We start from the raw sequence: 23,768 nt of genomic DNA, 5'->3' as shown, positions 1-23,768 counted from the left end.
CATGAACGCTGCACAACGGTCCGCCGCCCGCTCCGCGCCCGCCGCCGGCCCCGACCCCGCCTCCCCGGTGGACGGCCGGGCGCTGGACGAAGTGGTCGAGTACACCTCCGACCTGATCCGCCTCGACACCACCAACCGGGGCGGCGGCGACTGCCGCGAGCGCCCGGCCGCCGAGTACGTGGCCGAACGCCTCGCCGACACCGGCCTGGAGCCCGTCCTGCTGGAGCGCACCCCGGGCCGCACCAACGTCGTGGCGCGCATCGAGGGCACCGACCCGAGCGCCCCCGCGCTGCTGGTCCACGGCCACCTCGACGTGGTGCCCGCCGAGGCCGCGGACTGGCGCGTGCACCCGTTCTCCGGCGAGGTCCGCGACGGGGTGGTGTGGGGCCGCGGCGCCGTCGACATGAAGAACATGGACGCGATGGTGCTGGCGGTCGTACGGGCCTGGTCGCGGGCCGGGATCCGGCCCCGGCGCGACATCGTGATCGCGTACACCGCGGACGAGGAGGACAGCGCCGTCGACGGCTCCGGCTTCCTCGCCGACCACCACCCCGGCCTCTTCGAGGGATGTACGGAGGGCCTGAGCGAGTCCGGCGCCTTCACCGTGCACGCCGGACCCGGCACGGCCCTCTATCCGATCGCCGCCGGCGAACGCGGCACCGGCTGGCTCAAGCTGACCGCCCACGGCACCGCCGGCCACGGCTCCAAGCCCAACCGGGCCAACGCCGTCAGCCGCCTGGCCGGAGCCGTCTCCCGGATCGGCGAGCACCAGTGGCCGGTGCGCCTCACCGCCACCGTCCGCGCCGCCCTGGCCGAGCTCGCCGCCGTGTACGGCATCGACGCCGACCCGAACGCCCCCGGCTTCGGCGCCGAGGACGTCGACCGGCTCATCGGCAAGCTGCCGCCGGAGGCCGCCCTGCTGGTCGGCGCGACCGTGCGCAACAGCGCCAACCCGACCATGCTGGAGGCCGGGTACAAGCTGAACGTCATCCCGGGCCACGCGACCGCGTACGTCGACGGGCGCATGGTGCCCGGCGGCGAGGACGAGTTCCGCGCCACCCTCGACCGGCTCACCGGACCCGACGTGGACTGGGACTTCCACCACCGCGAGGTGGCCCTCGAAGCCCCGGTCGACTCGTCGACGTACGCCGTCCTGCGCGCGGCCGTCGAGCACTTCGACCCGGACGGGCACGTCGTGCCCTTCTGCATGGCGGGCGGCACCGACGCCAAGCAGTTCTCCCGACTGGGCATCACCGGCTACGGGTTCTCCCCGCTGCGTCTGCCGCCCGGCTTCGACTACTGGTCGCTCTTCCACGGCGTGGACGAACGCGTGCCCGTGGACGCCCTGCACTTCGGCGTCCGGGTCCTCGACCACGCGCTGCGCGCGCTGTAGCGCCGCCACCGCCGCGCCCCGCCGTCCGCCCCCCACGCCCGTCGGCGCAGACCGGAAGAGAGACGACAGACATGGTGCCCACCGGGCCGTACGGCAGCTGGCCCTCGCCGATCGACGCCGCCCTCGCCGCCTCCCTCGACGGCCGCCCCGAGTACGTCGGAACGGTCGGCGAGGAGGTCTGGTGGACCGCTCCGCGGCCGTCCGAGGGCGGCCGCCGCACCCTGGTGCGGCGGCGCGCAGACGCCTTCGGCGCGGCGCGGGAGGAGTCGGTGCTCCCGCAGCCGTGGAACGTCCGCAGCCGGGTCGTCGAGTACGGCGGCACGCCGTGGGCCGCCGTCCCCCGCCCGGCCGGCGGACCGCTGCTCGTCTTCACCGAGTTCGCCGACCAGCGACTGTACGCGTACGAGCCCGATGCCCCTGGCGCCCCCGACGCCCCCGACGCCCCCGACGCCCCCGGCGCCTCGGCGGCGGGCACCTCCGGCACTCCCGGCACCTCCGGCAGCCCCGGCAGCCCCCGGGGTGCCGGGCCCCGCCCGCTGACCCCGCTCTCCCCGGTCGGCGGCGGGCTGCGCTGGGCCGATCCGGTCCTGTGCCCGGAGCGCGGCGAGGTGTGGTGCGTACTGGAGGAGTTCACCGGGCCCGGCCCCACCGACGTGCGGCGCGTGCTGGCGGCCGTACCGCTGGACGGATCGGCGGCCGAGGACCGCTCGGCGATCCGCGAGCTGACCGACGACCGGCACCGGTTCACCACCGGCCCGCGGCTGTCGCCGGACGGAAGACGGGCGGCCTGGCTGGTGTGGGACCACCCGCGGATGCCCTGGGACGGCACCGAGCTCAAGGTCGCCGACATCACCCCCGAGGGGGAGTTCGGCCGGCCGCACACCGTGCTGGGAGGGCCCGAGGAGTCGGTGGCGCAGGTCGAGTGGGCGGCCGACGGCAGCCTGCTCGCGGTCAGCGACCGGGGCGGCTGGTGGAACCCGTACCGGCTCGAGCCCGCCACCGGCACCGGGCCCGGCGTCCCGGCGGGCAGCGGCGGCAAGGCGGTCAACCTGTGCCCCCGGGAGGAGGAGTTCGGCGGGCCGCTGTGGAAGACCGGGCTGCGCTGGCTGGCGCCGCTGGCCGGCGGACTGGTCGCCGTCCTGCACGGGCAGGGCTCCTCGGTGCTGGGCGTCCTCGACCCGGAGACCGGCGACCTCGTCGACGCGGCCGGGCCCTGGACCAACTGGGCCCCGACCCTCGCCGTGCACGGCTCCCGGGTCGTCGGGGTGGCCGCCAGCCCGCGCAGCGGGTACGAGGTGGTCGAGCTCGACACCGTCACCGGGCGGGCCCGGGTGATCGGTGCCGCTGCCACCGACCCCGTCGACCCGGCCTATTACCCCGAGCCGCAGAGCCGAACGTTCTACGGCCCGGACAACCGCGAGATCCACGCCCACGTCTATCCGCCGCACAACCCGGTGCGCGCCGCGCCGGCCGACGAGCTGCCGCCGTACGTGGTGTGGGCGCACGGCGGCCCCACGGCCCACGTGGAACCGGTGCTGGACCTGCACATCGCGTACTTCACCTCCCGGGGCATCGGCGTGGCCGAGGTCAACTACGGCGGCTCCACCGGGTACGGGCGGGCCTACCGCGAGCGGCTGCGCGAGCAGTGGGGCGTCGTCGACGTGGAGGACTGCGCCGCGGTGGCGCGGGCCCTGGCCGCCGAGGGCACGGCCGACCCGGACCGGCTCGCGGTCCGCGGCGGGAGCGCCGGGGGCTGGACCACGGCCGCCTCCCTGGCAGGCACCGACGTCTACGCCTGCGGGACGATCAAGTACCCGGTGCTGGACCTGGTCGGCATCGGGGAGGAGACCCACGACCTGGAGTCCCAGTACCTGACCGGCCTCGCCGGGCCGCCGCAGACCCTGGCGGCGCGCTGCCGCCAGCGCTCGCCGCTGGGACGGGCGTACCGGATCTCGGTCCCGTTCCTGCTGCTCCAGGGTCTTGACGACGCCGTCTGCCCGCCGTCGCAGGCCGAGAGGTTCCTGGCGAGGGTCGAGGGCCTGGAGGGCCCGGAGGGCCGCGAGGAGCGGCAGGTGCCGCCGCACGCGTACCTGGCCTTCGAGGGCGAGGGGCACGGGTTCCGGCGGGCCGAGACCATGGTCCGGGCGCTGGAGGCGGAACTGTCCCTGTACGCGCAGGTGTTCGGGTTCGAGCGGGACGACATCCCGGTGCTGCGGTTGCGGAAGTGACCGCTGCGGGCCGGTTAGCCTGGCCCCATGTCCGATCTCTTGATCGCCCGGGGCACGCGGGCGGTGCTGCGCCGCTACCGGCTGGAGGACGGCGCCGAGTTCACCGCGCGGGTCCGCGAGAGCCGTGAGCTGCACCGTCCGTGGCTGTTCCCGCCGGATACGGCCGAGGCGTACGAGGAGTACGCGAAGCGGATGATCGCCGACGACACGCGGGCCGGGTTCCTGGTGTGCGAGGCGGCGGCGGACGGCTCGGCCCTCGGGCCCGTCGCCGGCTTCATCAACATCAACAACATCGTGCGGGGCGGGTTCCAGAGCGGGGCGCTCGGCTACGGCGCCTTCGCGCACGCGGCCGGCCGGGGGCTCTTCGCCGAGGCCATGGAGCTGGTCGTCGACCATGCGTTCGGGCCGCTCGGCCTGCACCGCCTCGAGGCCAACATCCAGCCCGACAACGCCGCCTCCCTCGCCCTCGTGCGCGGCCGCGGCTTCCGGCGGGAGGGCTTCTCACCGGACTTCCTGCGCATCGACGGCGCCTGGCGCGACCACGAGCGGTGGGCGCTCACGCAGGAGATGCGCGCGACGCGACGCGCTTGAGGGAGGCGGGGGAGGGGCGTCCGGACCACCGGCTCACACCGGCGACGGTTTTGCCCAATCGTGGGGCGCTGAGACCCTGGTGAGGACCCGTCAGGGCGTGTTCCATGACCGTGGGGCGCGCCGGAGCGCACGGCGGCCCGCACCCACGAAGGTGAGGTTGCCTTGGCCACGACCGTCCGACGTGCCGTACTCGTCCTGCCCGCCGCCCCGCTCGGCCCGGAGAACCCGCTGCCCGCCCTGCGCGGCCTCGACGAGGTGCACGTGCTCGACGAGCGCGCGCGGTCCGGTCTGCCGCGCGACATGGCGCGCCAGATCGGGTACGAGCCGCTGCGCGGGGTGCTCCCGGTGCGGATCCGGGACGGGTACGAACGGCGGCGGTCGGAGCGGGAGTTCGAGGCGGTGGTCCTCGAGAACGGGCGGCTGCGCGCAACCGTGCTGCCGGAGCTCGGCGGCCGGGTCCACTCGCTGGTCGCCAAGGCCGCGGACGGTTCCGAGCGCGAACTGCTGTACCGGAACCCGGTGTTCCAGCCCGCCGCCTTCGCCCTCAACGGCGCCTGGTTCTCCGGTGGCATCGAGTGGAACATCGGCGCCACCGGCCACACCACCCTGTCCTGCGCCACGCTGCACACCGCCCTCGTGCCCGCGCCGGACGGCGGGGTGATGCTGCGGCTGTGGGAGTGGGAGCGGCTGCGCGACCTGCCCTTCCAGGTGGACCTGTGGCTGCCGGAGGATTCCGCCTTCCTCTACGTCGGCGTACGGATCCGCAACCCGCACGAGCGGCCCGCCCCCGTCTACTGGTGGTCCAACATCGCCGTCCCCGAGGACGCCGGGACCCGTGTCCTCGCCCCCGCCGACGAGGCCTGGCACTTCGGCTACGAGCGCACCCTGCGCCGGGTCCCGGTGCCCGAGTGGGAGGGCGCCGACCGGACGTACCCGCTGCGCGGCGCGTACCCCGCCGACTACTTCTACGAGCTGCCGCGCGGGGACCGGCCGTGGATCGCCTCGCTCGACGGTGCCGGGCACGGGCTCGTGCAGACCTCCACCGGGGCGCTGCGCGGCCGCAAGCTGTTCGTCTGGGGCTCCGGGAGCGGCGGCCGGCGCTGGCAGGAGTGGCTCACCGAGCCGGGGACCCCCGGCTACGCCGAGATCCAGGCCGGCCTCGCGCGTACCCAGCTCGAACACGTCCGGCTGGAGGCGGGCGGGGAGTTCAGCTGGCTGGAGGCGTACGGGCCGCTGGCGGCCGACCCGGCGGCGGTGCACGGCGCGGACTGGGGGGCGGCCCGCGCGGAGGTGGCCGGACGGCTCGCGGCCGCCTTGCCGCGGGCCGACGTCGACGCCGCGTACGCGGCCTGGCGCCCGTACGCCGACCGGGAGCCGGAGGAGCGTCTCGTGGTGGGGTCCGGCTGGGGCGCGCTGGAGGTGCTGCGCGCCGGGCTGAAGCTGCCCGGCACCCCCTTCGAGGAGGCGGGGCTGGACGACCAGCAGTCGCCCTGGCTGGAGTTGCTGCGTACCGGGGTCTTCCCGGTACCGCGCCGAGTGGTGCCGCCGGGACCCAGCCTGGTGGCCCCGCACTGGCGGGACATGCTGGAGACCGCTCCGGCCGACCCCCTGACCGAGTACCACCTGGGCGTGGCGCAGTGGCACGCGGGCGACGTGGCTCAGGCGGTGCGCAGCTGGGAGCGCGGGCTCGAACTGGCGCCCTCGCGCTGGCCGTTGCTGCGCTGCCTCGCGGTCGCGGACGAGCTGGCCGGGCAGGCGGAGAGGGCGGCGGAGCGGTACGAGGAGGCCTTCGCGGACCTGTGCGAGGAGAGCCGGGGCGGCCCGGCGTGGGTCGCCGCCCTGGCCGCCCTGGGCCGCGAGGCCCTCGCGGCCCAGCTCGCGGCGGGCCGCCCGGTTCCGGCCCGGGCCGTGTGGTCGCGACTGCCGGCAGAGGTCCGGGCGCGCGGCCGGTTCCGGCTGCTGGAATCGCGGCTGCTGCTGGCGGAGGGCCGGATCGACGCGGCCCGCGCCGTGTTCGACGAGGGGTTCGAGGTGGCCGACCTGCGGGAGGGCGACGAGTGCCTCTCCGACCAGTGGGCCCTGCTGTCCGCCGACCCGGTGCCACCGGAGTACGACTTCCGCATGCGGCCGTGAGGCGGCAGGGGGGCGTGAGGCGACGGGGGCGCCCGTCGTACCCCCGCACCCGGCGCAGCGGGCGGTCTCGGCCATCCGCACGCCGTACGCGGGCTCTCCGCCGTAGGCAAGCTCTCCGCCGCGCCGGAACCGGCCCGCTTACGGGACCTCCGGCGTCGCGGCCGGCGGGTCGGCCGCGTCGGACGGGCGCGGTGCGACGGCTGCGGCGGACACCAGGGTCGTGGCGGCGAGTGTGCCCCAGAGGGCGGCCGGGCCGTACGGGGCCAGGGTGGTGATGACGGCGGGGGAGACGGCGAGGCCGAACCCCGAGGACAGCTCGAAGCGGGCCACTGCCCGGCCCAGGACCCGGGCCGGGGCGAGGGCCGTGACCAGCGCGGTGGCGCTGCCCGCGTAGACGATCTCGCCGAGCGTGCAGACCACGGACACCGCGGCGACGGCCGGGGCGCCCCGGCCGGGCCCCGGCGACGTGGCCGCCAGGAAGCCGAGGTAGGACGCGGCGAGCAGCCCGCCGGCCAGGGCCAGCGTGGTCCGCCGGGGAAAGCGGGACATGAGCACGGTGACCGGGACCTGCAGGGTGACCACCAGCACGGTGTTGGCCACGAAGACCGCCGCCGACCAGACCGGGGAGGCGTGCAGCTGCGTCACCAGGACCAGCGGGAGGGCGACCTCGGGGACGTTGAGGCAGAAGACGTAGACGACGTTCGCGGCCAGCAGCGCGCCCATCCGGGGCGGCCGCCCGTCGTCACCGCCCGCGGCCGGGCCCGCGGCCGGCCGGGCACGGAGGCGGACCGAACCCGCCAGCGCCGCGGCGGTGAGGTAGGCGAGCCCCGTGACGGCCGCCAGCGCCCGCAGCGCGGTCGTGCCGCCCGCCAGGCAGGCGGTGGCCAGCAGTGCGCCCACGCCCAGGGCGGCGTTGCGCAGGGCCCGGCCGGCGGCGAGCGCGGCATCGCGGTCCCGGCCGTGGGTGACGGTGGCGACGAGGGCCGCGTGGGCGGCCGGCCAGGCCTGGTTGCCGATGCCGAGGAAGAGCGCCGCCGCCGCGAACGGCCAGACGCACCCCGCGGGGGTGGCCAGCAGCACCGCCACACCCAGCACCCGCACCAGCATCGCCGCCGCCACGACCGTGCTGCGCGCGCCCCGGTCCAGCCAGCGGCCCACCGCGGGCATGCACGCCAGCCCGGCGACGATACCGCCCGTCATGGCCGCTCCGGTGGCCGGTGCGGACAGCCCGAGCACCGTCACGCCGTAGAGCAGCAGGAAGGGCCGCAGCAGGCCGGTGCCGAGGGCGTCCACGGCCAGCGCGACGGCGTAGCGGGGGCCTCCGGAAGCCCGGACGAGGGCGAGGGCGCGGGCCCGGATCGTGGTGGTCGTGGTCTCCATGGCGTCGAACCTGCGGCCGACCGCCGGGCCGGGCACGCCGGTTGACGAACTCCGTCAACCGGCGCCGCCGCCGGCCGGCGGGGCGGGTGATGATGGCCGGATGGCCGGATGGCCGTGCGGGTGATGATGGCGGGATGAGCCTGAGGATCGACATCCGCGGCCTGCCGCCCGAGGGCGTGCGGTTCGCCGCCTCCGCGCTGGCGGAGCTGACCGCGATGCTGCACGTGCTGGCCGAACCCGGGCACCACCCGGAGCACGCCCGCTGGGCCGCGGACGTCCGGACCGGACTGCGGCCCGAGCTCGCCGAGCGGCTGCGGGAGGCGGAGTTCCTCTGGCGCTCCTCGCAGGCCGACTTCCTGATCCCGGCCCGGCCCCGGCCCACCCTCGCCGAGGAGTTGGACGACGTGGACCGGATCGACGACGAGACGTACGTGACCGCCGCGCTGGTCACCACCTGCGGCAGCAGCCGGGTCCACTTCGGCGCCCGCTCGCCGCTCACCGACGCCGCCGCCCGCGAACGGGCCCTCGACGTCGCGCAGGCCCGCGGCGCCCGCCAGGAGGCCTTCGCGGAGCGGCTGCTCGCGGACCCGGCCGCCGTACGGGCCCGGGTGCGCCGCACCCTCGAGGAGTGCGCGGCGGCGTTCTTCGACGACGCGTGGAGGGACGTCGCCGGGCAACTCGCCGCCGACCTGCGGGTGAAGAACGACCTGCTGAAGCGTCAGGGGCTCGGGGCGGCGCTCGCCTCGGTCTCCGGAGCGGTCGGCCTGACGCCGGACGGCGACTGCGTCGTCGTGGACAAGCTGCAGGACAAGGCGACCTCCGCCCGCGGCACGGGTGTCACGTTCATCCCCAGCGTCTTCGGCCGCCCGCACCTGGTGGCGGTCCACGCACCCGGATGGCAGCCCGTCGTGCAGTACCCCGTGGCCGAAGCGGCACCGGCGGCCCCGGTGCCGCTGGAGACGGTCGCGCTCCGGCTCGAGGCGCTGGCGCACCCGGTGCGGCTGCGGCTGCTGCGCACCCTGGCCCGCAGTCCCCAGACCACCGGTGAGCTGGCCCACGCCTGGGAGCTCTCGCCCCCGGAGGTCTCCCGCCACCTCGCCGTCCTGCGCCGCGCGGGCCTGCTCACGGCCCGCCGGCACGGCCGGTACGTGCGCTACGCGCTCAACGCGCCCGAGGTGACGGCGCTGGGCGCCGACCTGCTGGCGGCCGTCCTGCGCTGAGCGGTGGGCGCCCGGCGGGGCGGGTCGTCACGCGTCGGGCGCGACGGCTCGCTTCGGGAGGGCGGTGGACAGCGCCGCGCAGAGGACGAAGGCCCCGACGACGTACGGCATCGCGGCGGACAGGGCGTGCGTCGCGCCGCCGGAGCCGAGCCCGGAGAAGAACACGGTGCCGATCACGGCCGCCCCGAGCGCCCCGCCGAACTGCTGGGCCGTCGCGAAGATGCCCGAGGCCCCGCCCGCGATCTCGGCCGGTACGGCCGAGAGGACCACGTTCACCAGCGGCACGACCAGGAACCCCAGACCGGCGCCGGCCAGCACCAGCCCCGGCACCAGCGGCCATGCGCCGGCGTGCGCGGCCGGTGCCCAGTGCACCGCGTGCCACACCCAGGCGAAGCCGCCGGCCATCATGAGCGCGCCCGCGGCCAGCACCCGCCGCCCGAAGCGGACCGCGAGCCCGTCCGCGGCGGGCGCGGTCAGGAAGCCGCCCACGGAGAACGCCACGGTCAGCACACCGGCCTGCAGCGGCGTGTAGCCCTGGCCCCCCTGCAACCAGATCGCGAAGGCCAGGAAGAAGCCCTGCAGGCCCACGGAGAACAGCAGTTGGACTCCGACCCCGAAGGAGAAGGCCCCCAGGCGGAACGCCCGGGCCGGCAGCAGCGGCACCGTGGCCGTGCCCCGCCGGCGTGCCTCCAGTGCGCCCAGGCCGGCGACCGCCGCCGTACCGGCGCCCAGGCAGACCCAGCCCCACAGCGGCCAGCCGTTGGCGTGCCCCTGCACCAGCGGCAGCACGACGGCGACCAGGCCACCCGCGAGCACCAGGCTGCCCAGCACGTCCGGCCGCCCGGCGCCCCGCTCCCGGGTCGCGGGTACGAGCACCAGGGCGGCGAACAGGGTGGCCAGCGCCACCGGCACGTTGACCAGGAACACCGAGCGCCACCCCCAGCCGAACAGGTCCGCGTCCGTCAGCAGCCCGCCCAGCAGCAGCCCCACGGCGGAGGCGAAGCCGGCCACCGCCCCGTACATCCCGAACACCGTCCCGCGCTCCTTGCCGTGGAACATCGTCCGGAACGAGCCCAGCACCTGCGGCATCAGCACCGCCGCCATCACGCCCTGCACCGCCCGCGCCGCGATCAGCTGCCCGGGCGACTGGGCGGTCCCGCACCCGAGGCTGGCCAGGCCGAACCCCGCGGTGCCGGCCAGGAACAGGGTCCGGCGGCCGTAGCGGTCGCCGAGGTGGCCGGACACGATCAGTACGGCGGCGAAGCCCAGCAGGTACGCCGAGACGGTCCACTGCAGGGCGGTCTCGGAGGCACCGAGGTCGCGCCCGATCGAGGGGACGGCGACGTTGACGATGGTGACGTCGAGGAGGTCCATCAGCGCGGCCACCGTCATCACGACGGCGGCCGCCCAGCGGCGGGGGTGGAGGGCCGCGGCGGGCGCGGCGTCGAGCGGGGTGGTCGCGGTCATGGCTGCGCTCCGAAGGAGGAGGAGAAGGAGGAGAAGGCCGAGGTTTATTTCGTTCGGTCTAACGAAAGATTTGCATCCGAGGAGGCTTCGCCGCAAGTCCTTCGTTCGTCCGAACGAAATGAATTGCTAGGCTTCGTCCATGACGAGCAGCGACAGCGAGTCCGGTGGCTCCGGTGAGCCCGGTGAGCCCGGTGAGCCCGGTGAGCCCGGTGGCTCCGGTGGGTCCGACGCCCGCCGGGTGCGGGTGATCGCCGAACTGAACATGGCGGGTCGCGACTCCAGTGCCGCCTCCGTCGCCTTCCACACGGCGGGCGCGGCCCGGATGGGCCTCGGCGCCACCGAGACCAAGACCCTCGACCTGCTCGAACGCCTCGGTCCGCTCACCGCCAAGGAACTCGCCGAGCGCTCCGGGCTCGCCCCCGCCTCGGTGACCGGCCTCGTCGACCGGCTGGAGGCCAAGGGGTTCGTGCGCAGGCTGAAGCACCCGACGGACCGCCGCCGGGTGCTGGTCGAGGTCAACCCCGCGAAGTTCGCCGAGGTGGCCCCGCTGTACGAGGACTGGGGCCGCGAAGTGGCCGAGCTCTACGAGGAGTTCGACACCGACGAGCTGGAGGTCGTACTCCGCTTCCTGAAGGGGGCCACGCGCCGCCAGCGCGAGGCCGCCCGCCGGCTCCAGCAGCCCTGACGGGCTCCTCGGGTGCTCAGACCCGGCAGAGGATCTCCCCGTTCAGCACCGAGAACCAGGCGTCCGGCGCGGCGCCCCAGGTCCGCCAGCCGGCGGCGATCTCCGCCAGGTGCTGCTGCGTGGCGTGCCCGCTGGCGACCGCCACGGCCGCGTACGAGGAGGCGGTCGTACGGTCCGCCCACAGCTCGGACCACCACGTCCGCTCCTCGGGCGTGGCGAAGCACCAGGCCGTGGCCGTCGAGGTGATGTCCGCGTCCGCGAAGCCGGCGGCCCGGGCCCATGACAGCAGGCGCCGCCCGGCGTCGGGCTCGCCGCCGTTCGCGCGCGCCACCCGGTCGTACAGCCGCTGCCAGGCGTCCAGGGCCGGCACTGCCGGGAACCACGTCATCGCCGCGTAGTCGGCGTCCCGGGCCGCGACCAGCCCGCCCGGTCGGCACACCCGCCGCATCTCCGCCAGCGCCCGCACGGGATCGCCCACGTGCTGCAGCACCTGGTGCGCGTGCACCGCGTCGAACGAGTCGTCGGGGAAGTCCAGCGCGTGCACGTCCGCCACCGCGAACTCCACGTTCTCCAGACCGCGTTCCCGTACGTGGGCCCGGGCCTGCTCGACCACGTCCTGCGCGGCGTCCACCGCGACCACGCGCCCGGGTGCGACCAGCTCCGCCAGGTCCGCGGTGATCGTGCCCGGCCCGCAGCCCACGTCCAGGACGTCCAGGCCCGGGCGCAGCTCGCCGACCAGGTAGGCGGCCGAGTTGGCGGCGGTGCGCCAGCGGTGCGAGCGCAGGACCGACTCGTGGTGGCCGTGGGTGTAGACCGCGGTCTCCCGGTCCCGGCCGTCCTGCCCCTCCCGGTCCTGCTCGTGGTCCTGCTGGTGGTCCTGCTCGTGGTCGTCGTGCGCGCTGCTGCTGTGGCTCGCGCCGCTGCTGTGGCCCATGGCGGCAACTCCCTCGCTGTGGTGGTTCCCTCGGACGCTCCTCACCGTACGCGATCATGTCGGATCGTGAGATAGGCGTTTCGATATATGGACACCAGGCAAGGGGGGCAAGGGCGTTGGGGTGATGGGTGGCAGGGTGATCGGGGGGCGAGGACAGTGGGCAGCGGGGGTGGGCCAGGCGTGGGACCCCCGGGGACGGGTGGGACCGGGGAGGGGGAGGTGGCGCCGGGTAGGGACAGGTTCGGACGGGTGAGGACGGGTGAGGACGTGGCAGAAATGGCAGACACGCTGCTGGCCCAGCACGCGCAGGCGCTCGAGTACTTCGGCGGCCTCGTGCACGCGGTGGGCCCCGAACAGTGGGACGGTCCCACCCCCTGTACCGAGTGGACCGTGCGCGACCTGGTCAACCACGTCGTCGGCGAGCAGTTGTGGGTTCCCCCGCTGGTCACCGAGGGTCTGACGGTCGCCGAGGTCGGCGGCGCACTGGACGGGGACCTGCTCGGTGACGACCCCGCCGACGCGTGGGACCGCGGAGCCGCCGGGGCGGTCGCCGCCTTCGGCGCGCCCGGCGCGCTGGAGCGGACCGTGAAGCTGTCGTACGGGGACGCCAAGGCGGCCGCGTACTGCTCGGAGCTCGCCGCCGACACCGTGGTGCACGCCTGGGATCTGGCCCGCGGCATCGGTGCGGACGACCGGATACCGGCGGAGCTGGTCGAGTTCGCGTTGAAGGAGATCGCGCCGTACGCCGACGGGCTCGCCGCGAGCGGCGCGTACGCCGAGCCGCTGGAGATACCGGCGGGCGCCGACGCCCAGACCCGGCTGCTGGCCATGGTCGGGCGCAAGGGCTGAGGTCGGGGGACCGTTGCGGCTGGGGGGAGTGGCGGTGTCCGCGTGCCGGCCCGTGTGCGGACTCCGATACCCGGATAAAGGGGCGAAATCTGGCAAACCTCCGTATAAAGGGGCGTGGGATGCGGTGGTGGCGAGGCGAGGCGAGGCGAGGGCGACGGCAAGCGGAAGGGGCGGTGGGGCAGATGCAGCGGACGGTGCCTGAAGGCCGGGGTCCCGTCCGCTACGGGCCACCCGCCCCCGACCCCGGCCTCCCGGTGCCGGCCGAGCTGGCCGCCGTACTCGCCGCCGCCGCGGACCGGGCTGCCCCGGAGCCACCGGGCGGTGGACGGACCGTACGGGAGGCCGCGCGCGGGTACTGGCAGCGCCGCGGCCTCTTCGACGCCCCGCCCGGCCGTGCCGGGGTCCCCGACCGGATCGCGGCCGCCCCCGGCGCGCCGGCACTGCTCGTCGCGCTGCTCGGGGCGTACGGCGGGGACGTGCTCATGCCCCGGCCCTGTCCCGCCTGGTGGACTCCTCAGGTCCGCCTGTTGGGACGTCGGGCCTACCACGTCCCCACCCCCGCCGAGTGCGGCGGCGTCCCCGACCCCTACGCGCTGCTCGAGACCGTCACCCGGGTCCGCGCCGAGGGCGGCGACCCACGACTGCTCCTGCTCTCCGTGGTCGACGACCCCACCGCCACCGTCGCCCCGCCCGGCATCCTCAGCCAGGCCTGCGAGGCAGCCGTCGACGCCGGCCTGTCCATCGTCAGCGACGAAACCTGGCGCGACACCCTCCACCGCCCCCGCGAGACCGTCCTCGTCAGCCCCGCCGAGATGGCCCCCGAGCAGGTCACCGTCCTGGTCGACCTGGCCGGCGCGCTGCTGCCGCCGGCCTGGCCGGCGGCCGTCGCCCGCTTCCCCGACACCGCCCCCGGCCACCGGCTGCACGCCCGCACCCTCGACATCCTCGCCGCCACCGGCGCCCTGCTCGCAGCCCCCGTCGCAGCGGCCGCCGCCCACGCCCTCGCCGAACCCGAGACGATCACCACCCGGGTACGCACCGCCGCGGCCCTGCACGGCCGGATCGCGGCAGCCCTGCACCACACCCTGCTCACCGCCGGCGCCCTCGCCCGACCGCCCCGGGCCGGCCGCCACCTGTACGCGGACCTGACCCCACTGCGCGCCGGCCTCGCCCGGCACGGCATCGGCGACGCCATGGAACTGGAGGAGTACCTCGCGGACCGGCTGGGTGCGCCCGCCCCCGGCGGCCACCGCTTCGCGGACGATCTCGGCGCCCCCCGCGTCCGGTTGGCCACCGGACCCCTGCTGGGCGCCACCGAGGCCGAGCGGCTGGCCGCCCTCGACGCCCCCGACCCCCTCGAACTGCCGCACGTCCGCCGGTCGCTGAGCCGCTTCGGGTCGGTGATCGACGAACTGAGCTGAGGTCCGCTCCGGCCGGTACCGGCCACGAAACCGCCCGCGAAACCGCCCGCGAACGCCCGTGAATGGAGTCGCCCCGATGACGGAACAGACGGAACAGACCGTGCGCACGGCCCGCGGCCGGCGCCCGGAGCAGGCCGTCGCCACCACACCTGAAGTCCGCCCCCTCGGCGAACCCCGCACCTGGCCACGGACCTTCGCCGACCGCCTCACCGCGCCGCTGCCGGGCGTACGGGCCTTCGCCCGGCTGGCCCGCGAGGGCGCCTTCCGCCCCACCGCCGAGGGGCTGCGGGGGATCCCCGACCTGCCGTTCGCCCCCGAGCCGCTGCCGGCCGCAGCCCCCGGGACCCTCTCCGTCACGTGGGCGGGCCACGCCAGTTGGATCCTCCGCGTCGGGGGCCTGACCGTCCTGACCGACCCCGTCTGGTCCCGCCGCATCCTCGGCACCCCCGCCCGGATGACCCCCGTCGGCGTGCGCTGGGAAGACCTGCCGCGGGTGGACGCCGTGGTCATCAGCCACAACCACTACGACCACCTCGACGCGCCCACCCTGCGCCGGCTGCCCCGCGACACCCCGCTGTTCGTGCCGGCGGGACTCGCCCGCTGGTGCCGGCGCCGGGGCTTCACCCTGGTCACCGAGCTGGACTGGTGGGAGGGGGCGGTGCTGGGCGGGGTCCGCTTCGACTTCGTACCGGCCCACCACTGGTCCAAGCGCACCCTGTTCGACACCTGCCGCACCCTGTGGGGCGGCTGGGTCCTCACGGACCTCGCGACCCGGGGCACGGTGTACTTCGCCGGCGACACCGGGTACGGCCACTGGTTCGCCGAGATCGGCCGCCGCTTCCCCGGCATCGACCTGGCCCTGCTGCCGATCGGCGCCTACGCCCCGCGCTGGTGGCTCAGCGACGTGCACGCCGACCCCGAGGAGGCGGTGCGGGCCCACCTCGACCTCGGCGCCCGCCGGATGGCCCCGATGCACTGGGCCACCTTCGTCCTCTCCGCCGAACCCGTCCTCGAACCGCTCCTCCGCGTCCGGCAGGCCTGGGCACGGGCCGGCCTGGCGCGCGAGGACCTGTGGGACCTGGCCATCGGGGGGTCGCGGGGCTTGTCGGAGGGGTGGGGGGCCGACGCAGTAAGGCGATATCTGGATAAACGCTGATATCGCTCACATCTTGCCTATCATCCTCCCTGACGGGCTCTCGGAAGGGTGGGGTCTGGTGCGGATCCTCTTTGTCCACGGGACCGGCGTGCGGCGCGAGCGCTTCGACACCCTGTTCAAGCAAGTGAGCGAATCGCTGCGCAGCCGCTGCCCAGACGCCGACATCCCGCCCTGCTACTGGGGCGACATACATGGCGCCACCCTGGGCGCGGACGGACGATCGATCCCCGGGTACCACCAGACGCGCGGCGCACCGGCCGGGGCCGCTCCTCCGGATCAGCAGACCGCCGAGTGGCAACTGCTGCTCACCGACCCCTGGTGCGAGTTGCGGGTGCTGGCGGAGATCGCCGGCGGCGAACAGTACCGGTCTCCCGGAGTGCGTGCCCCCGGCCGGGAGGTCGCCGACCGGCTGGCCGAGCTCCCTCCGGAGATGCCCGCCGCAGATCCTCTGGCCGCCTTGCTGTCGGCCACCGGCCTGCGGGAGCACTACGCGGCAGCGCTGTCCGCGGTGGCCGGATCCGAGGAGTTCGCGAAGGCGTGCGCGCGTGCCGAGGACGCCGAGGCGAGCGGCGAGGTCACGGCGGCCACCGCCCGGGCCGTGGTCGCCTCGGCCCTGGCCTCGGCCGGCGAGAGTGCCTTCTGCACCGGCTCCGAGCGGGACAAGCTCGTGAACATGCTCATCGAGCGGCTCGGCGGCACCGGTCGCGGAGTCCTGGGCAAGGTCGGAGCAGTGCTCGGCACGCTCGCCCTGCGCGTGACGACGCAACCCGCACTGAACCACTGGCGCGGCCCGATCACCACGGGCGCCACACCCGCGGTGGGCGACATCCTGCGCTACCAGGCCCGAGGTGGCCCGCTGCGGGAGTACGTGCGCCAGGCGGTCGCAGCAGCGCCCGGGCCGACCGTGGTCATCGGGCACAGCTTGGGGGGAATCGCGCTGGTGGACGTGCTGGCGCTGGCAGCCGCCGAGCAGGCCCCGCTGCCCGGGATCGAGCTCCTCGTCACCGTCGGTTCCCAGGCACCGTTCCTCCACGAGCTGGGGGCGCTCACGAGCCTGGCGCCGGGCGAGGGGCTGCCCATCGGCTTCCCACCGTGGCTGAACATCTTCGACCGGCAGGACCTCCTTGCGTACCAGGCGCAGCCGATCTTCCCCGCTGACGTCCGCGTCACCGACCACGAGGTGAGCAGCCGTCAGCCGTTCCCTTTGTGCCACAGCGCCTACTGGAAGCTGGATTCGGTGTACGACCGGATCGTCGCCGCGTTGGAGGGGCACGCGTGACCATGCCCGGCGCGGATTCCTCGCCCGTGTCCCCTGACCGGGCGTTCGCCCTGGTGGTGGGGATCGAGGAGTACGAGGTCAGCCACAGGTGGGACCTGCCGGGTGCGGCGCGCGACGCACTGCGGTTCGCCGGATGGCTCACCGGGCCGGCGGGCGTCCCGCCGGCGAACGTACGGCTGTTCCTGTCGCCGCTCGCGTCCACGCCGGTCGACTGGGGAGCGGCACCGCCGTTGGCCGCGCTCGAGGCCACCCACCGGCCGGCGGTCCGGGAGAACATCGAGAAGGCGCTGTACCAGGACCTCCACAGCTGTGACGGAGACCTGCTGTGGATCTTCTGGGCGGGGCACGGCTTCCTCGACGCCCACCGCCAGATGCTGCTGCCGTACGCCGACGCGACCGGAGAGCACCTGGTGCACCTCAATCTGGAGTCGGCACTCAGGTGGTGGAAGTCCGACAACGTGCGGCCCACGCGGTTCCGCCTTCAGGCGGCGCTGGTCGACGCCTGCAGGGTCGAGGCCCCTCGGGGCATCGGCACCGCGGAACCGGGCATGGGAGGCGCTGTTCCGGGACGCAACCAGTTCACCCTGTACGCGTCCCGGGAAGGCGAGGAGGCCAAGAACCAGGCAGAGCGCGGCGCCGGTCAGTTCACCGACGTGCTGCTGCAGCAACTCGGCGCCAAGACCCTCGACGAGGGTGTGCAGGGGCTCGTCGAGATCGCGAGGGCGATGCAGGACCGCTTCCGGGAGCTGGAGGAACAGAACCTCGGCTGGCAGATGCCCACCTTCGTCCGCGACCGTGACTGGGACGGATCGTCGATCCTCGTCGACGACCGGTTCGGTATCCCGCGCGCTCCCCGGATCGACCAGGCCGCTTGGGACGGGTTGGGGGAGCTGTTCTCCGGGCGCACACTGCCGGACCGTGCCTATGACGCCTACCGCTACGCCTTCGAGACCGCCGGCTGCGACGTCCCGACCCCCTTCCTGCCCGCGGCCGGCCTGACGGAGATCGTCAGGGACCTCGACGAGCGTCAGGGCCGGCGGACGGACCTGCCCCTGGCCGTGCCGTTCGTACGACACCTGGCGGACGGCGCGAGGCAGGCCGATCCGACCTGGGCCGCAGAGCTCGAGGCATGGGTCGCGAGTACCGGCGAGCGCCTCGGCGTAGGAGCCTTCCCACCGCCACCTGCCACCACTGGTCATACGGGACTGCACGTGCGGCTGGAGGAAGCCGGTGCGCTCGAAGGGGGATACCGGGTGACTATGTGGCTCCACTCGGGCGGGTTCACGAACCTCTGGGAGCCGGAGAGTCCGCTGGACCTCGACGCCGTACGCCTCGGGCTCGCCGACCAGCTGGTCGCCCTCTCCGGGGGTGACGGCATCCCCGGCGGAGCTCCGGGGCGCCCACCGTTTCGCGGGGTGGACCGCATCGAGTTCGACGTGCCCCTCGAATTGATCGACACGGATTTCGAGAGCTGGAAACTGCCGATCGGCCGGATGGGCAAGCGCCGCGAACTGGGCCGCCTCTACGAGGTCGTCGTCCGCTGCCCCGCGGAGCGAATGGGGGTGAGCCATGGGGCGTGGATCCAGAAGTGGCGATGGTTCATGGCTCAGGGCGGACGGCATCCGGAAGCCGTTCGCGCACTGACCGACGCCGACGTCACGGAAGATCTGGGCTACACGCTGCAAGGAGACGATCCTCCGGTCTGCGTGCTGGCCGAAGTCTCCGACCCACGGCTCATGGACGCCCTGGACGGTGTGCTGGACGCGGGCGTTCCCATCGCGGTCTGGCGCCGCGGCGGGCCACCGGCTCCAGGCGGGGCGGACGGGGGGTTGACCCAAGCGCTGACGGAGGAATGCGAAGTCGACGTGGGGCGCCTGCCGGAGACGCTGAAGAGGATGCGCAGCACGGCCCCACCCATTGAGGAGCAGCCGAGCTGGCGGCACCCGCTGGCCTTGTTGTGGGACGACCCGGATTGCAGGCCCGGGTCGCAGTCATTGTCCTGATGCCCTTCACCGCCGACGGTGCACGGACAACGGGAACGAGCAGAACGGGGAATGCAGTGAAGGATTGGTGGATCTACTGCGGGAAAGGGAGCCCCGAGGAGAAACTCGGCCGACTGACCGCGATCAAGCCTCCCCCGTGGCGCGAGTTCACCGGCACCCCTGACCCGTCGTACCAGCCTCCGGGCACGCAGAGCCCCGCCTGGTCGAAAAGCCAGAGCCGCGGTGCGGGCTACGTGCCGGGCGAGGCCGAGAAGAACGCGGTCAACACCGCCCTGTACCTGCGTCGGCCGCTTCTGGTCACGGGCAAGCCCGGAGTCGGGAAATCGACACTGGCCCACAGCATCGCGGCCGATCTGGCTCTGGGGCCGGTGCTGCACTGGCCGATCACCAGCCGCACCACGCTCCGCGACGGGCTCTACCACTACGACGCGATCAGTCGACTCCAGGACGCCAATCTGTTCCAGAGGCTCCCCACCGGCGGCGCGCGCGGACGGTACCGCAGCCACCGCCCCGCCCTTGTCCCCACTCCCTCCATCGCCCACTACCTGCGGCTCGGCCCGCTCGGCACGGCGTTGCTTCCGCAGCTCAGGCCTCGGGTCCTACTCGTGGACGAGATCGACAAGAGCGACATCGACCTACCCGGTGACCTCCTCACGGTCTTCGAGGAAGGCAGCTTCGAGATCACCGAACTGGCACGGCTCGCCGCCCGGCAGCCCCGGGTCCGTCTCGCCACCGAGGACGGTCCGGAGCACGACGTGCTCATCGACCGTGGTCGGGTCAGCTGCCTGGCGTTCCCCGTGGTGGTCCTCACCAGCAATGGCGAGCGGGACTTCCCGCCGCCGTTCCTGCGCCGCTGCATCAGGCTGCACCTCGAACAGCCGGACAAGGCGAAACTGGAGCAGATCATCCGGCAGCGGCTCGCCCTGACGTCCGTGCCGGGCGACGAGTACCAGCAGCTGATCGAAGCGTTCCTCGACCGCGGCTCGGCGGGCGACCTCGCCACCGATCAGCTCCTCAACGCGATTCAGCTCCGGATGAGCAATGCCTGGTCGCATGCGGCCGACCGCGATCAGTTCGTGGCGACCGTCATGCAGCGACTGACCGGACCTTCAACGTGATGAGGCGCTCGCAGTGATCGAGGAACTGCTGCAGGCCATCGTCGACTCGGGGGTCGACGTCGGCACGGAGGAACTGGCCGACATCCTGTGGCTGAGTGCGCGCGTCACGACGACCCCTCGGTCCTCCGAGGCGACACCAGGAGACGGGGTGGACGCGATGGACGCGGAGGCGCCCGAGCGGAAGCCTCCGCCTGTCGGGGCGCCGGCCCGGGAACCCGCACTCGGCCCACGCACCCGCACGCAGTTGTTCGCGGCGTCCGATGAAGGAGCACCTGAGGGCGGCAGGCGGGGCAACCTGGTCGAAGTCGGCCGCGCGGTGGCGTTGGACGACGTGCTCGCCATGATGAGGGCCCTGCGGCCGGTGGGTCGCCGCAGGGTCGGCGGTAACCTCACCGAACTGGACGAGGAACTGACCGTTGTCCGCAGCATCGAAGAGCACATGTTGATCCCGGTGCTGCGACCGGAACGGGGCCACTGGCTCGACCTCGCCCTTGTCGTGGACACCCACCAGTCGATGCTCCTCTGGCAGGACCTGGTGGACGAACTGTGCCGAGTCATCTCGCAGACGGGGGTCTTCCGCGACGTCAGGGTGTGGTTCCTGCGCGGTACCGATTCCGACGGCCCACCCGTGGTGTCCCACACCGCGGATGGACGACCCCGCAGCCCGCACGAGATCTCCGACCCCTCGGGCCGCCGCGTGATCCTCGTGGTGAGCGACACCGTCGGAGCCGGCTGGGGTACCTCAGCTGTGGAGGACGTCCTCCGCCACTGGAGCGTCCACAACTCGGTCGCGGTCCTGAACGTCCTGCCGGAACGGCTGTGGACACGCGGGGCGGCACGACCGGCGCCGCTCCTGGTGCGTGCGCCAACTGCCGCTGCCCCCAACGTCTCCTGGCAGCTGGCGCCGGTCAGCCGACGGCGATACCGGCGCCATGGCGGACTCCGACTCGCCCGGATCACCGCCGTACCCGTGGTGGAAGCGGTCCCCGAATCGCTCTCCTGCCTGGCGCATCTGCTCGTGGGCAACAGCAGGTGGACCCGGATGTCGTGTCTGAGGCTCGATGGGCGCGCGGAGCCGGGCACGGTCAGCGGTTCAGGGGTCCGGGCTGACGCCACGGGTGATCAGCCCGGGCAAGCTGCGTCCGCCGACCCCCGGCACGTACTGGCGCGCTTCAGGGAAGGTGCGTCACCCACGGCCCAGGAACTGGCCGGCTACCTGTCGGCGGTACCCCTCACCCTGCCGGTCATGACCCTGGTGCGACGGGCGATGATCCCCCACTCGAAGAACGCCCACCTGGCGGAGGTGGTACTGGGCGGTCTGTTCCAACCGTGGCACACCGGTCCCGGGAAGATCGACCCCACCCGGTTGGAGTTCCAGTTCCTGCCCGGTGTCCGCGAGGCCCTCGTCGGCTCGCAGCTGCGCGAGGAGATCTCCGCCGTCCACGAACTCGTCAGGCGCAGCGTCTGGGACTACCTCACCCTGCACCAAGGGCCGACGGGCCACTTCCCGGCCACCGAGATCACGTCCAGCGACGCCGGTGACCGGACCGTCGGCTCCGAGGCGCTGGCATTCGCCGAAGCCGCTGCCGGCGCCGCTGCCCCCACCGAACCGCCGGAGACCAGCGGAGTCGTACCGCATCCGGTGAGCCCGGTCACGCAGGAACAGCAATCCCCCTCCCACCCGGCGGAGCTGTCGGCCGACCGCGTGGTGATGGTCACCGCATCGGCGGGACAGCAGACGACGGTGGGTACCGGTTTCCTCCTGACACGGCGCCTCGTCCTCGTCCCGGCACATCTCGTGGCCGGCGGCTCACCGGTGTCCGTCGCCCTCACGGGTGGGGACGGACGGATCCGCTGCAGCACGCTGTGGGTGCACCCTGACGCCCGGCACCCGGCCGCGCTCCTGCTGGCCGACGAGGACGTCGGTGAAGCCGCCGGCTTCGGGTCTCTCACCCCACTCAGGTGGGGCAGGATCGTCAGGAGCACCCCCCTCCCCGTGCCGTGCAGTGTCCTCGGGTTCCCCGGGCGGAGCGATGCCCGCACCTGGGTGGCCGGCAGTGTGCGGCCGGCGGGCGACGCGGCCCGGGAGCGGTACGCCTTCGTCAGCTCGACGGCAGCGCGTGAGCGGTCCCGGAGCAAGCGCAGGGAGCAGTGGGCGGGCCTGGCGGGAGCACCCGTGGCGGCCGGGGACCTCCTCCTGGGCCTGGTCGCCGCTTCCACGTTCAGGGAGGTCGCCCAGCTGGAGGTGCTCCCCGTCAGCGTGCTCCTCCGGGACCCGGACTTCGTACAGATCGTCACGCGGCACCTCGGCACACCGCCCCGGGTGGAACCCGTACCCGGGGACCTGCCGGTGCCGACCTCCCGGACGGTGGTCCTCGGCGGGCTGGAGAGCCCTGCCGACCGTGACCGGCTGTGCCTCGCCGTCGACGTACGGGTGGCAGGCCCGGGGTCGGGTCTGCGGGGGTCTGGCCGGCAACCTCCCCAAGACCATGTATTCGACGCGGAACTCCGGGTCCGCCAGATGCTCGAAGACGTCCTGGGCGTCGCCGGTGTCGACGCCACGGTGGCCCAGGGCACGGAGGGTGCCGGCCCTGACTTCCTGGGCGGTCTGACCCCCTCGACCACCACCGCCGAGTCCGCGGGGCGGATCGTCCTGGGCCTGTCGGATGCGCTCGCCACCCTCAACAGCAGTCGATCCGGGCGTGCGCACGTCTGCCTGGGAGTGGCCATCGCAGCGGAGCACGCCGCGGGAGGTAGCGGCGACCGACGCGGTGACGCGGTGGACGAGGCCGTTCGCATGCTCGGGACGGCGACCGTCCGCAGGCGCGTCCAGCAAGGACTCGACTCGAAGGGCCGCAGCCGAGAACTCGTCCTCGCCATCACCGGGTCGGTGCTCGACGCCCTCGTCAGCCAGGTCGGGCCGGACGTGTCCTCGGACTTCACCCCGATCGCTGCCGACGATCCGGTCCTGTCCCGCGCGCGGGCCGCGGTCTACTCGGGAGATCCCAGCCGCCTCGGACGCGCGGCGATCGGGCGCGCACCACAGCCGGGGCCCGCCCGACTGACCGATCCCGACCAGCCGTCCGGCGTCTTCGACGCCGCTGTCGAAGACGTCATCGCCTGGCGGCAGCTCGCTCGCGAGGAGCCCGAATCGCATCGCCCCGGGCTTGCCCGGGCGCTCGGAGCACTGGCGGCCGAGGCCACGCGGCTCGGGCGGAAGGAAGCGGCACTGGCCGTCATCTCCGAGGCCGTGACCGTCTGGGCGGAATGCGCCGCGGACGCGCCGGACGTCTTCCTCGACCCGCTGATCGATGCGCTGCGCGAACAGTCCTCGGTCTGCCGAGAGCTGTCGACCACCAAGCCCGCCACCTACGAACCCCGCCTTGCGGAGAGCCTCCACCACCTCGGCCGCAGTCTGGGGGAGCTGGGTCGGCACGACGAAGGGCAGGTGGCGCTCGCTGAGGCCGTGGCGATCTACCGGAAGCTGTCCGTGACCGAGGCCGCCACGTACCGGCCCGGACTGGCGCGGAGTCTGCACGACCTCGGCCGGAGTCTCGGGGAGCTGGGGCAGTACGAAGAAGGGCAGGCGGCGCTGGCCCAGGCCGTGGAACTCAGCCGGGAGCTGTCGACGGCCAAGCCCGCCACCTATCTTCCCCACTTCGCGGAGAGCCTGAAGGACCTCGGACGTCTACTCGCCCGGGCGGGGCGGCCGGAGGAAGCCGTGGCCGCGGTCAAGCTGAGCATCCACACCTATCGGGAGCTCGCCGCCAGCCGTCCCGAATACCTCGACCCGCTGGACGAGGCTCTTCAGGATCTGTCCGTGCTGCAGCGCGACGGCGACACCACCGGCTGAACGGACCCGCGTCGAGGAGGTGGTGGTGGCTGCCCGCTCGGGGAGCGAGGAGCTGCCT

Annotated in this window: 16 protein-coding genes; 13 read left to right on the top strand and 3 right to left on the bottom strand. The window is 74.1% G+C overall.

Annotated elements, in window-relative coordinates; translation table 11 throughout:
- Position 1 precedes the first annotated feature (1 nt).
- The 4 genes from IF43_RS0122005 to IF43_RS0121990 all read left to right on the top strand — a co-directional run bounded on the left by IF43_RS0122005 (position 2) and on the right by IF43_RS0121990 (position 6,345).
- Positions 2–1,393, top strand: a complete 1,392-nt coding sequence (locus IF43_RS0122005) for a M20/M25/M40 family metallo-hydrolase (RefSeq protein WP_078910353.1) — start codon at positions 2–4, stop codon at positions 1,391–1,393.
- Between the two features lie 71 nt (positions 1,394–1,464).
- Complete coding sequence (locus IF43_RS0122000) at positions 1,465–3,621, top strand: prolyl oligopeptidase family serine peptidase (protein ID WP_030203348.1); 2,157 nt, start codon at positions 1,465–1,467, stop codon at positions 3,619–3,621.
- Positions 3,622–3,648: 27 nt separating this feature from the next.
- Positions 3,649–4,212 carry a GNAT family N-acetyltransferase gene (locus IF43_RS0121995; RefSeq protein WP_030203345.1) on the top strand — a complete coding sequence of 188 codons (564 nt, stop codon included), beginning with the start codon at positions 3,649–3,651 and terminating at the stop codon, positions 4,210–4,212.
- Between the two features lie 162 nt (positions 4,213–4,374).
- Positions 4,375–6,345, top strand: coding sequence for a DUF5107 domain-containing protein (locus IF43_RS0121990; RefSeq protein WP_030203343.1), 1,971 nt, complete (start codon positions 4,375–4,377; stop codon positions 6,343–6,345).
- A gap of 138 nt (positions 6,346–6,483) precedes the next feature.
- On the opposite strand, the gene IF43_RS0121985 is transcribed toward IF43_RS0121990, so the two are convergent.
- Positions 6,484–7,725 carry an MFS transporter gene (locus tag IF43_RS0121985; protein WP_051795841.1) on the bottom strand — a complete coding sequence of 414 codons (1,242 nt, stop codon included), beginning with the start codon at positions 7,723–7,725 and terminating at the stop codon, positions 6,484–6,486.
- 134 nt (positions 7,726–7,859) lie between these two features.
- On the opposite strand from IF43_RS0121985, the gene IF43_RS0121980 reads away from it, so the two are divergent.
- On the top strand, positions 7,860–8,945 hold the full coding sequence (locus IF43_RS0121980) for a helix-turn-helix domain-containing protein (RefSeq protein WP_030203335.1): 1,086 nt from the start codon (positions 7,860–7,862) through the stop codon (positions 8,943–8,945).
- A 27-nt stretch (positions 8,946–8,972) separates the two neighbouring features.
- Here IF43_RS0121980 and IF43_RS0121975 read toward each other — a convergent pair whose 3' ends face one another.
- The gene (locus IF43_RS0121975; protein ID WP_030203333.1) at positions 8,973–10,412 is read right to left on the bottom strand and encodes an MFS transporter; all 1,440 of its coding nucleotides are present in this window, start codon (positions 10,410–10,412) and stop codon (positions 8,973–8,975) included.
- A 139-nt stretch (positions 10,413–10,551) separates the two neighbouring features.
- Between IF43_RS0121975 and IF43_RS0121970 the strand changes: the two genes are divergently transcribed.
- Positions 10,552–11,097, top strand: coding sequence for a MarR family winged helix-turn-helix transcriptional regulator (locus IF43_RS0121970; protein WP_078910352.1), 546 nt, complete (start codon positions 10,552–10,554; stop codon positions 11,095–11,097).
- Between the two features lie 16 nt (positions 11,098–11,113).
- Here the strand turns inward: IF43_RS0121970 and IF43_RS0121965 are convergent, their stop codons facing one another.
- Positions 11,114–12,031, bottom strand: a complete 918-nt coding sequence (locus tag IF43_RS0121965) for a class I SAM-dependent methyltransferase (protein ID WP_078910351.1) — start codon at positions 12,029–12,031, stop codon at positions 11,114–11,116.
- 276 nt (positions 12,032–12,307) lie between these two features.
- Between IF43_RS0121965 and IF43_RS0121960 the strand changes: the two genes are divergently transcribed.
- The 7 genes from IF43_RS0121960 to IF43_RS43550 all read left to right on the top strand — a co-directional run bounded on the left by IF43_RS0121960 (position 12,308) and on the right by IF43_RS43550 (position 23,710).
- Positions 12,308–12,880, top strand: a complete 573-nt coding sequence (locus IF43_RS0121960; RefSeq protein WP_030203325.1) for a TIGR03086 family metal-binding protein — start codon at positions 12,308–12,310, stop codon at positions 12,878–12,880.
- A gap of 182 nt (positions 12,881–13,062) precedes the next feature.
- Entirely contained in the window at positions 13,063–14,301 is a 1,239-nt protein-coding gene (locus IF43_RS0121955; RefSeq protein WP_030203323.1) for an aminopeptidase, read from the top strand.
- 76 nt (positions 14,302–14,377) lie between these two features.
- A complete protein-coding gene (locus IF43_RS0121950; RefSeq protein WP_051795814.1) occupies positions 14,378–15,457 on the top strand; it encodes an MBL fold metallo-hydrolase in 1,080 nt (359 codons plus the stop codon).
- Positions 15,458–15,515: 58 nt separating this feature from the next.
- On the top strand, positions 15,516–16,736 hold the full coding sequence (locus IF43_RS36750; RefSeq protein WP_051795812.1) for a hypothetical protein: 1,221 nt from the start codon (positions 15,516–15,518) through the stop codon (positions 16,734–16,736).
- Positions 16,737–16,738: 2 nt separating this feature from the next.
- Positions 16,739–18,739, top strand: a complete 2,001-nt coding sequence (locus tag IF43_RS38220) for a caspase family protein (RefSeq protein WP_234332437.1) — start codon at positions 16,739–16,741, stop codon at positions 18,737–18,739.
- Positions 18,739–19,857, top strand: a complete 1,119-nt coding sequence (locus IF43_RS0121935) for a MoxR family ATPase (RefSeq protein ID WP_078910350.1) — start codon at positions 18,739–18,741, stop codon at positions 19,855–19,857. Before IF43_RS38220 ends, IF43_RS0121935 begins: the two co-directional genes overlap by 1 nt.
- Positions 19,858–19,870: 13 nt before the next feature.
- The gene (locus IF43_RS43550; protein WP_030203313.1) at positions 19,871–23,710 is read left to right on the top strand and encodes a tetratricopeptide repeat protein; all 3,840 of its coding nucleotides are present in this window, start codon (positions 19,871–19,873) and stop codon (positions 23,708–23,710) included.
- Positions 23,711–23,768: the final 58 nt, after the last annotated feature.

The organism is Streptomyces sp. NRRL S-87 (genome assembly GCF_000719335.1).
Taxonomy (GTDB): Bacteria; Actinomycetota; Actinomycetes; order Streptomycetales; family Streptomycetaceae; genus Streptomyces.
The sequence above is the reverse complement of the archived record's forward strand: the minus strand, read 5'-3'. Positions and strand labels throughout refer to the sequence as shown.

Bases quoted from the DNA above. Each gene is read 5' to 3' on its own strand.
- IF43_RS0121950 (WP_051795814.1), top strand. From the start codon at position 14,378: ATGACGGAACAGACGGAACAGACCGTGCGCACGGCCCGCGGCCGGCGC.
- IF43_RS0121985 (WP_051795841.1), bottom strand. From the start codon at position 7,725: ATGGAGACCACGACCACCACGATCCGGGCCCGCGCCCTCGCCCTCGTC.
- IF43_RS0121975 (WP_030203333.1), bottom strand. From the start codon at position 10,412: ATGACCGCGACCACCCCGCTCGACGCCGCGCCCGCCGCGGCCCTCCAC.
- IF43_RS0122000 (WP_030203348.1), top strand. From the start codon at position 1,465: ATGGTGCCCACCGGGCCGTACGGCAGCTGGCCCTCGCCGATCGACGCC.
- IF43_RS0121935 (WP_078910350.1), top strand. From the start codon at position 18,739: ATGCCCTTCACCGCCGACGGTGCACGGACAACGGGAACGAGCAGAACG.
- IF43_RS0121980 (WP_030203335.1), top strand. From the start codon at position 7,860: ATGAGCCTGAGGATCGACATCCGCGGCCTGCCGCCCGAGGGCGTGCGG.
- IF43_RS0121970 (WP_078910352.1), top strand. From the start codon at position 10,552: ATGACGAGCAGCGACAGCGAGTCCGGTGGCTCCGGTGAGCCCGGTGAG.
- IF43_RS0121955 (WP_030203323.1), top strand. From the start codon at position 13,063: ATGCAGCGGACGGTGCCTGAAGGCCGGGGTCCCGTCCGCTACGGGCCA.
- IF43_RS0121960 (WP_030203325.1), top strand. From the start codon at position 12,308: ATGGCAGACACGCTGCTGGCCCAGCACGCGCAGGCGCTCGAGTACTTC.
- IF43_RS0121995 (WP_030203345.1), top strand. From the start codon at position 3,649: ATGTCCGATCTCTTGATCGCCCGGGGCACGCGGGCGGTGCTGCGCCGC.
- IF43_RS0122005 (WP_078910353.1), top strand. From the start codon at position 2: ATGAACGCTGCACAACGGTCCGCCGCCCGCTCCGCGCCCGCCGCCGGC.
- IF43_RS38220 (WP_234332437.1), top strand. From the start codon at position 16,739: ATGCCCGGCGCGGATTCCTCGCCCGTGTCCCCTGACCGGGCGTTCGCC.
- IF43_RS0121965 (WP_078910351.1), bottom strand. From the start codon at position 12,031: ATGGGCCACAGCAGCGGCGCGAGCCACAGCAGCAGCGCGCACGACGAC.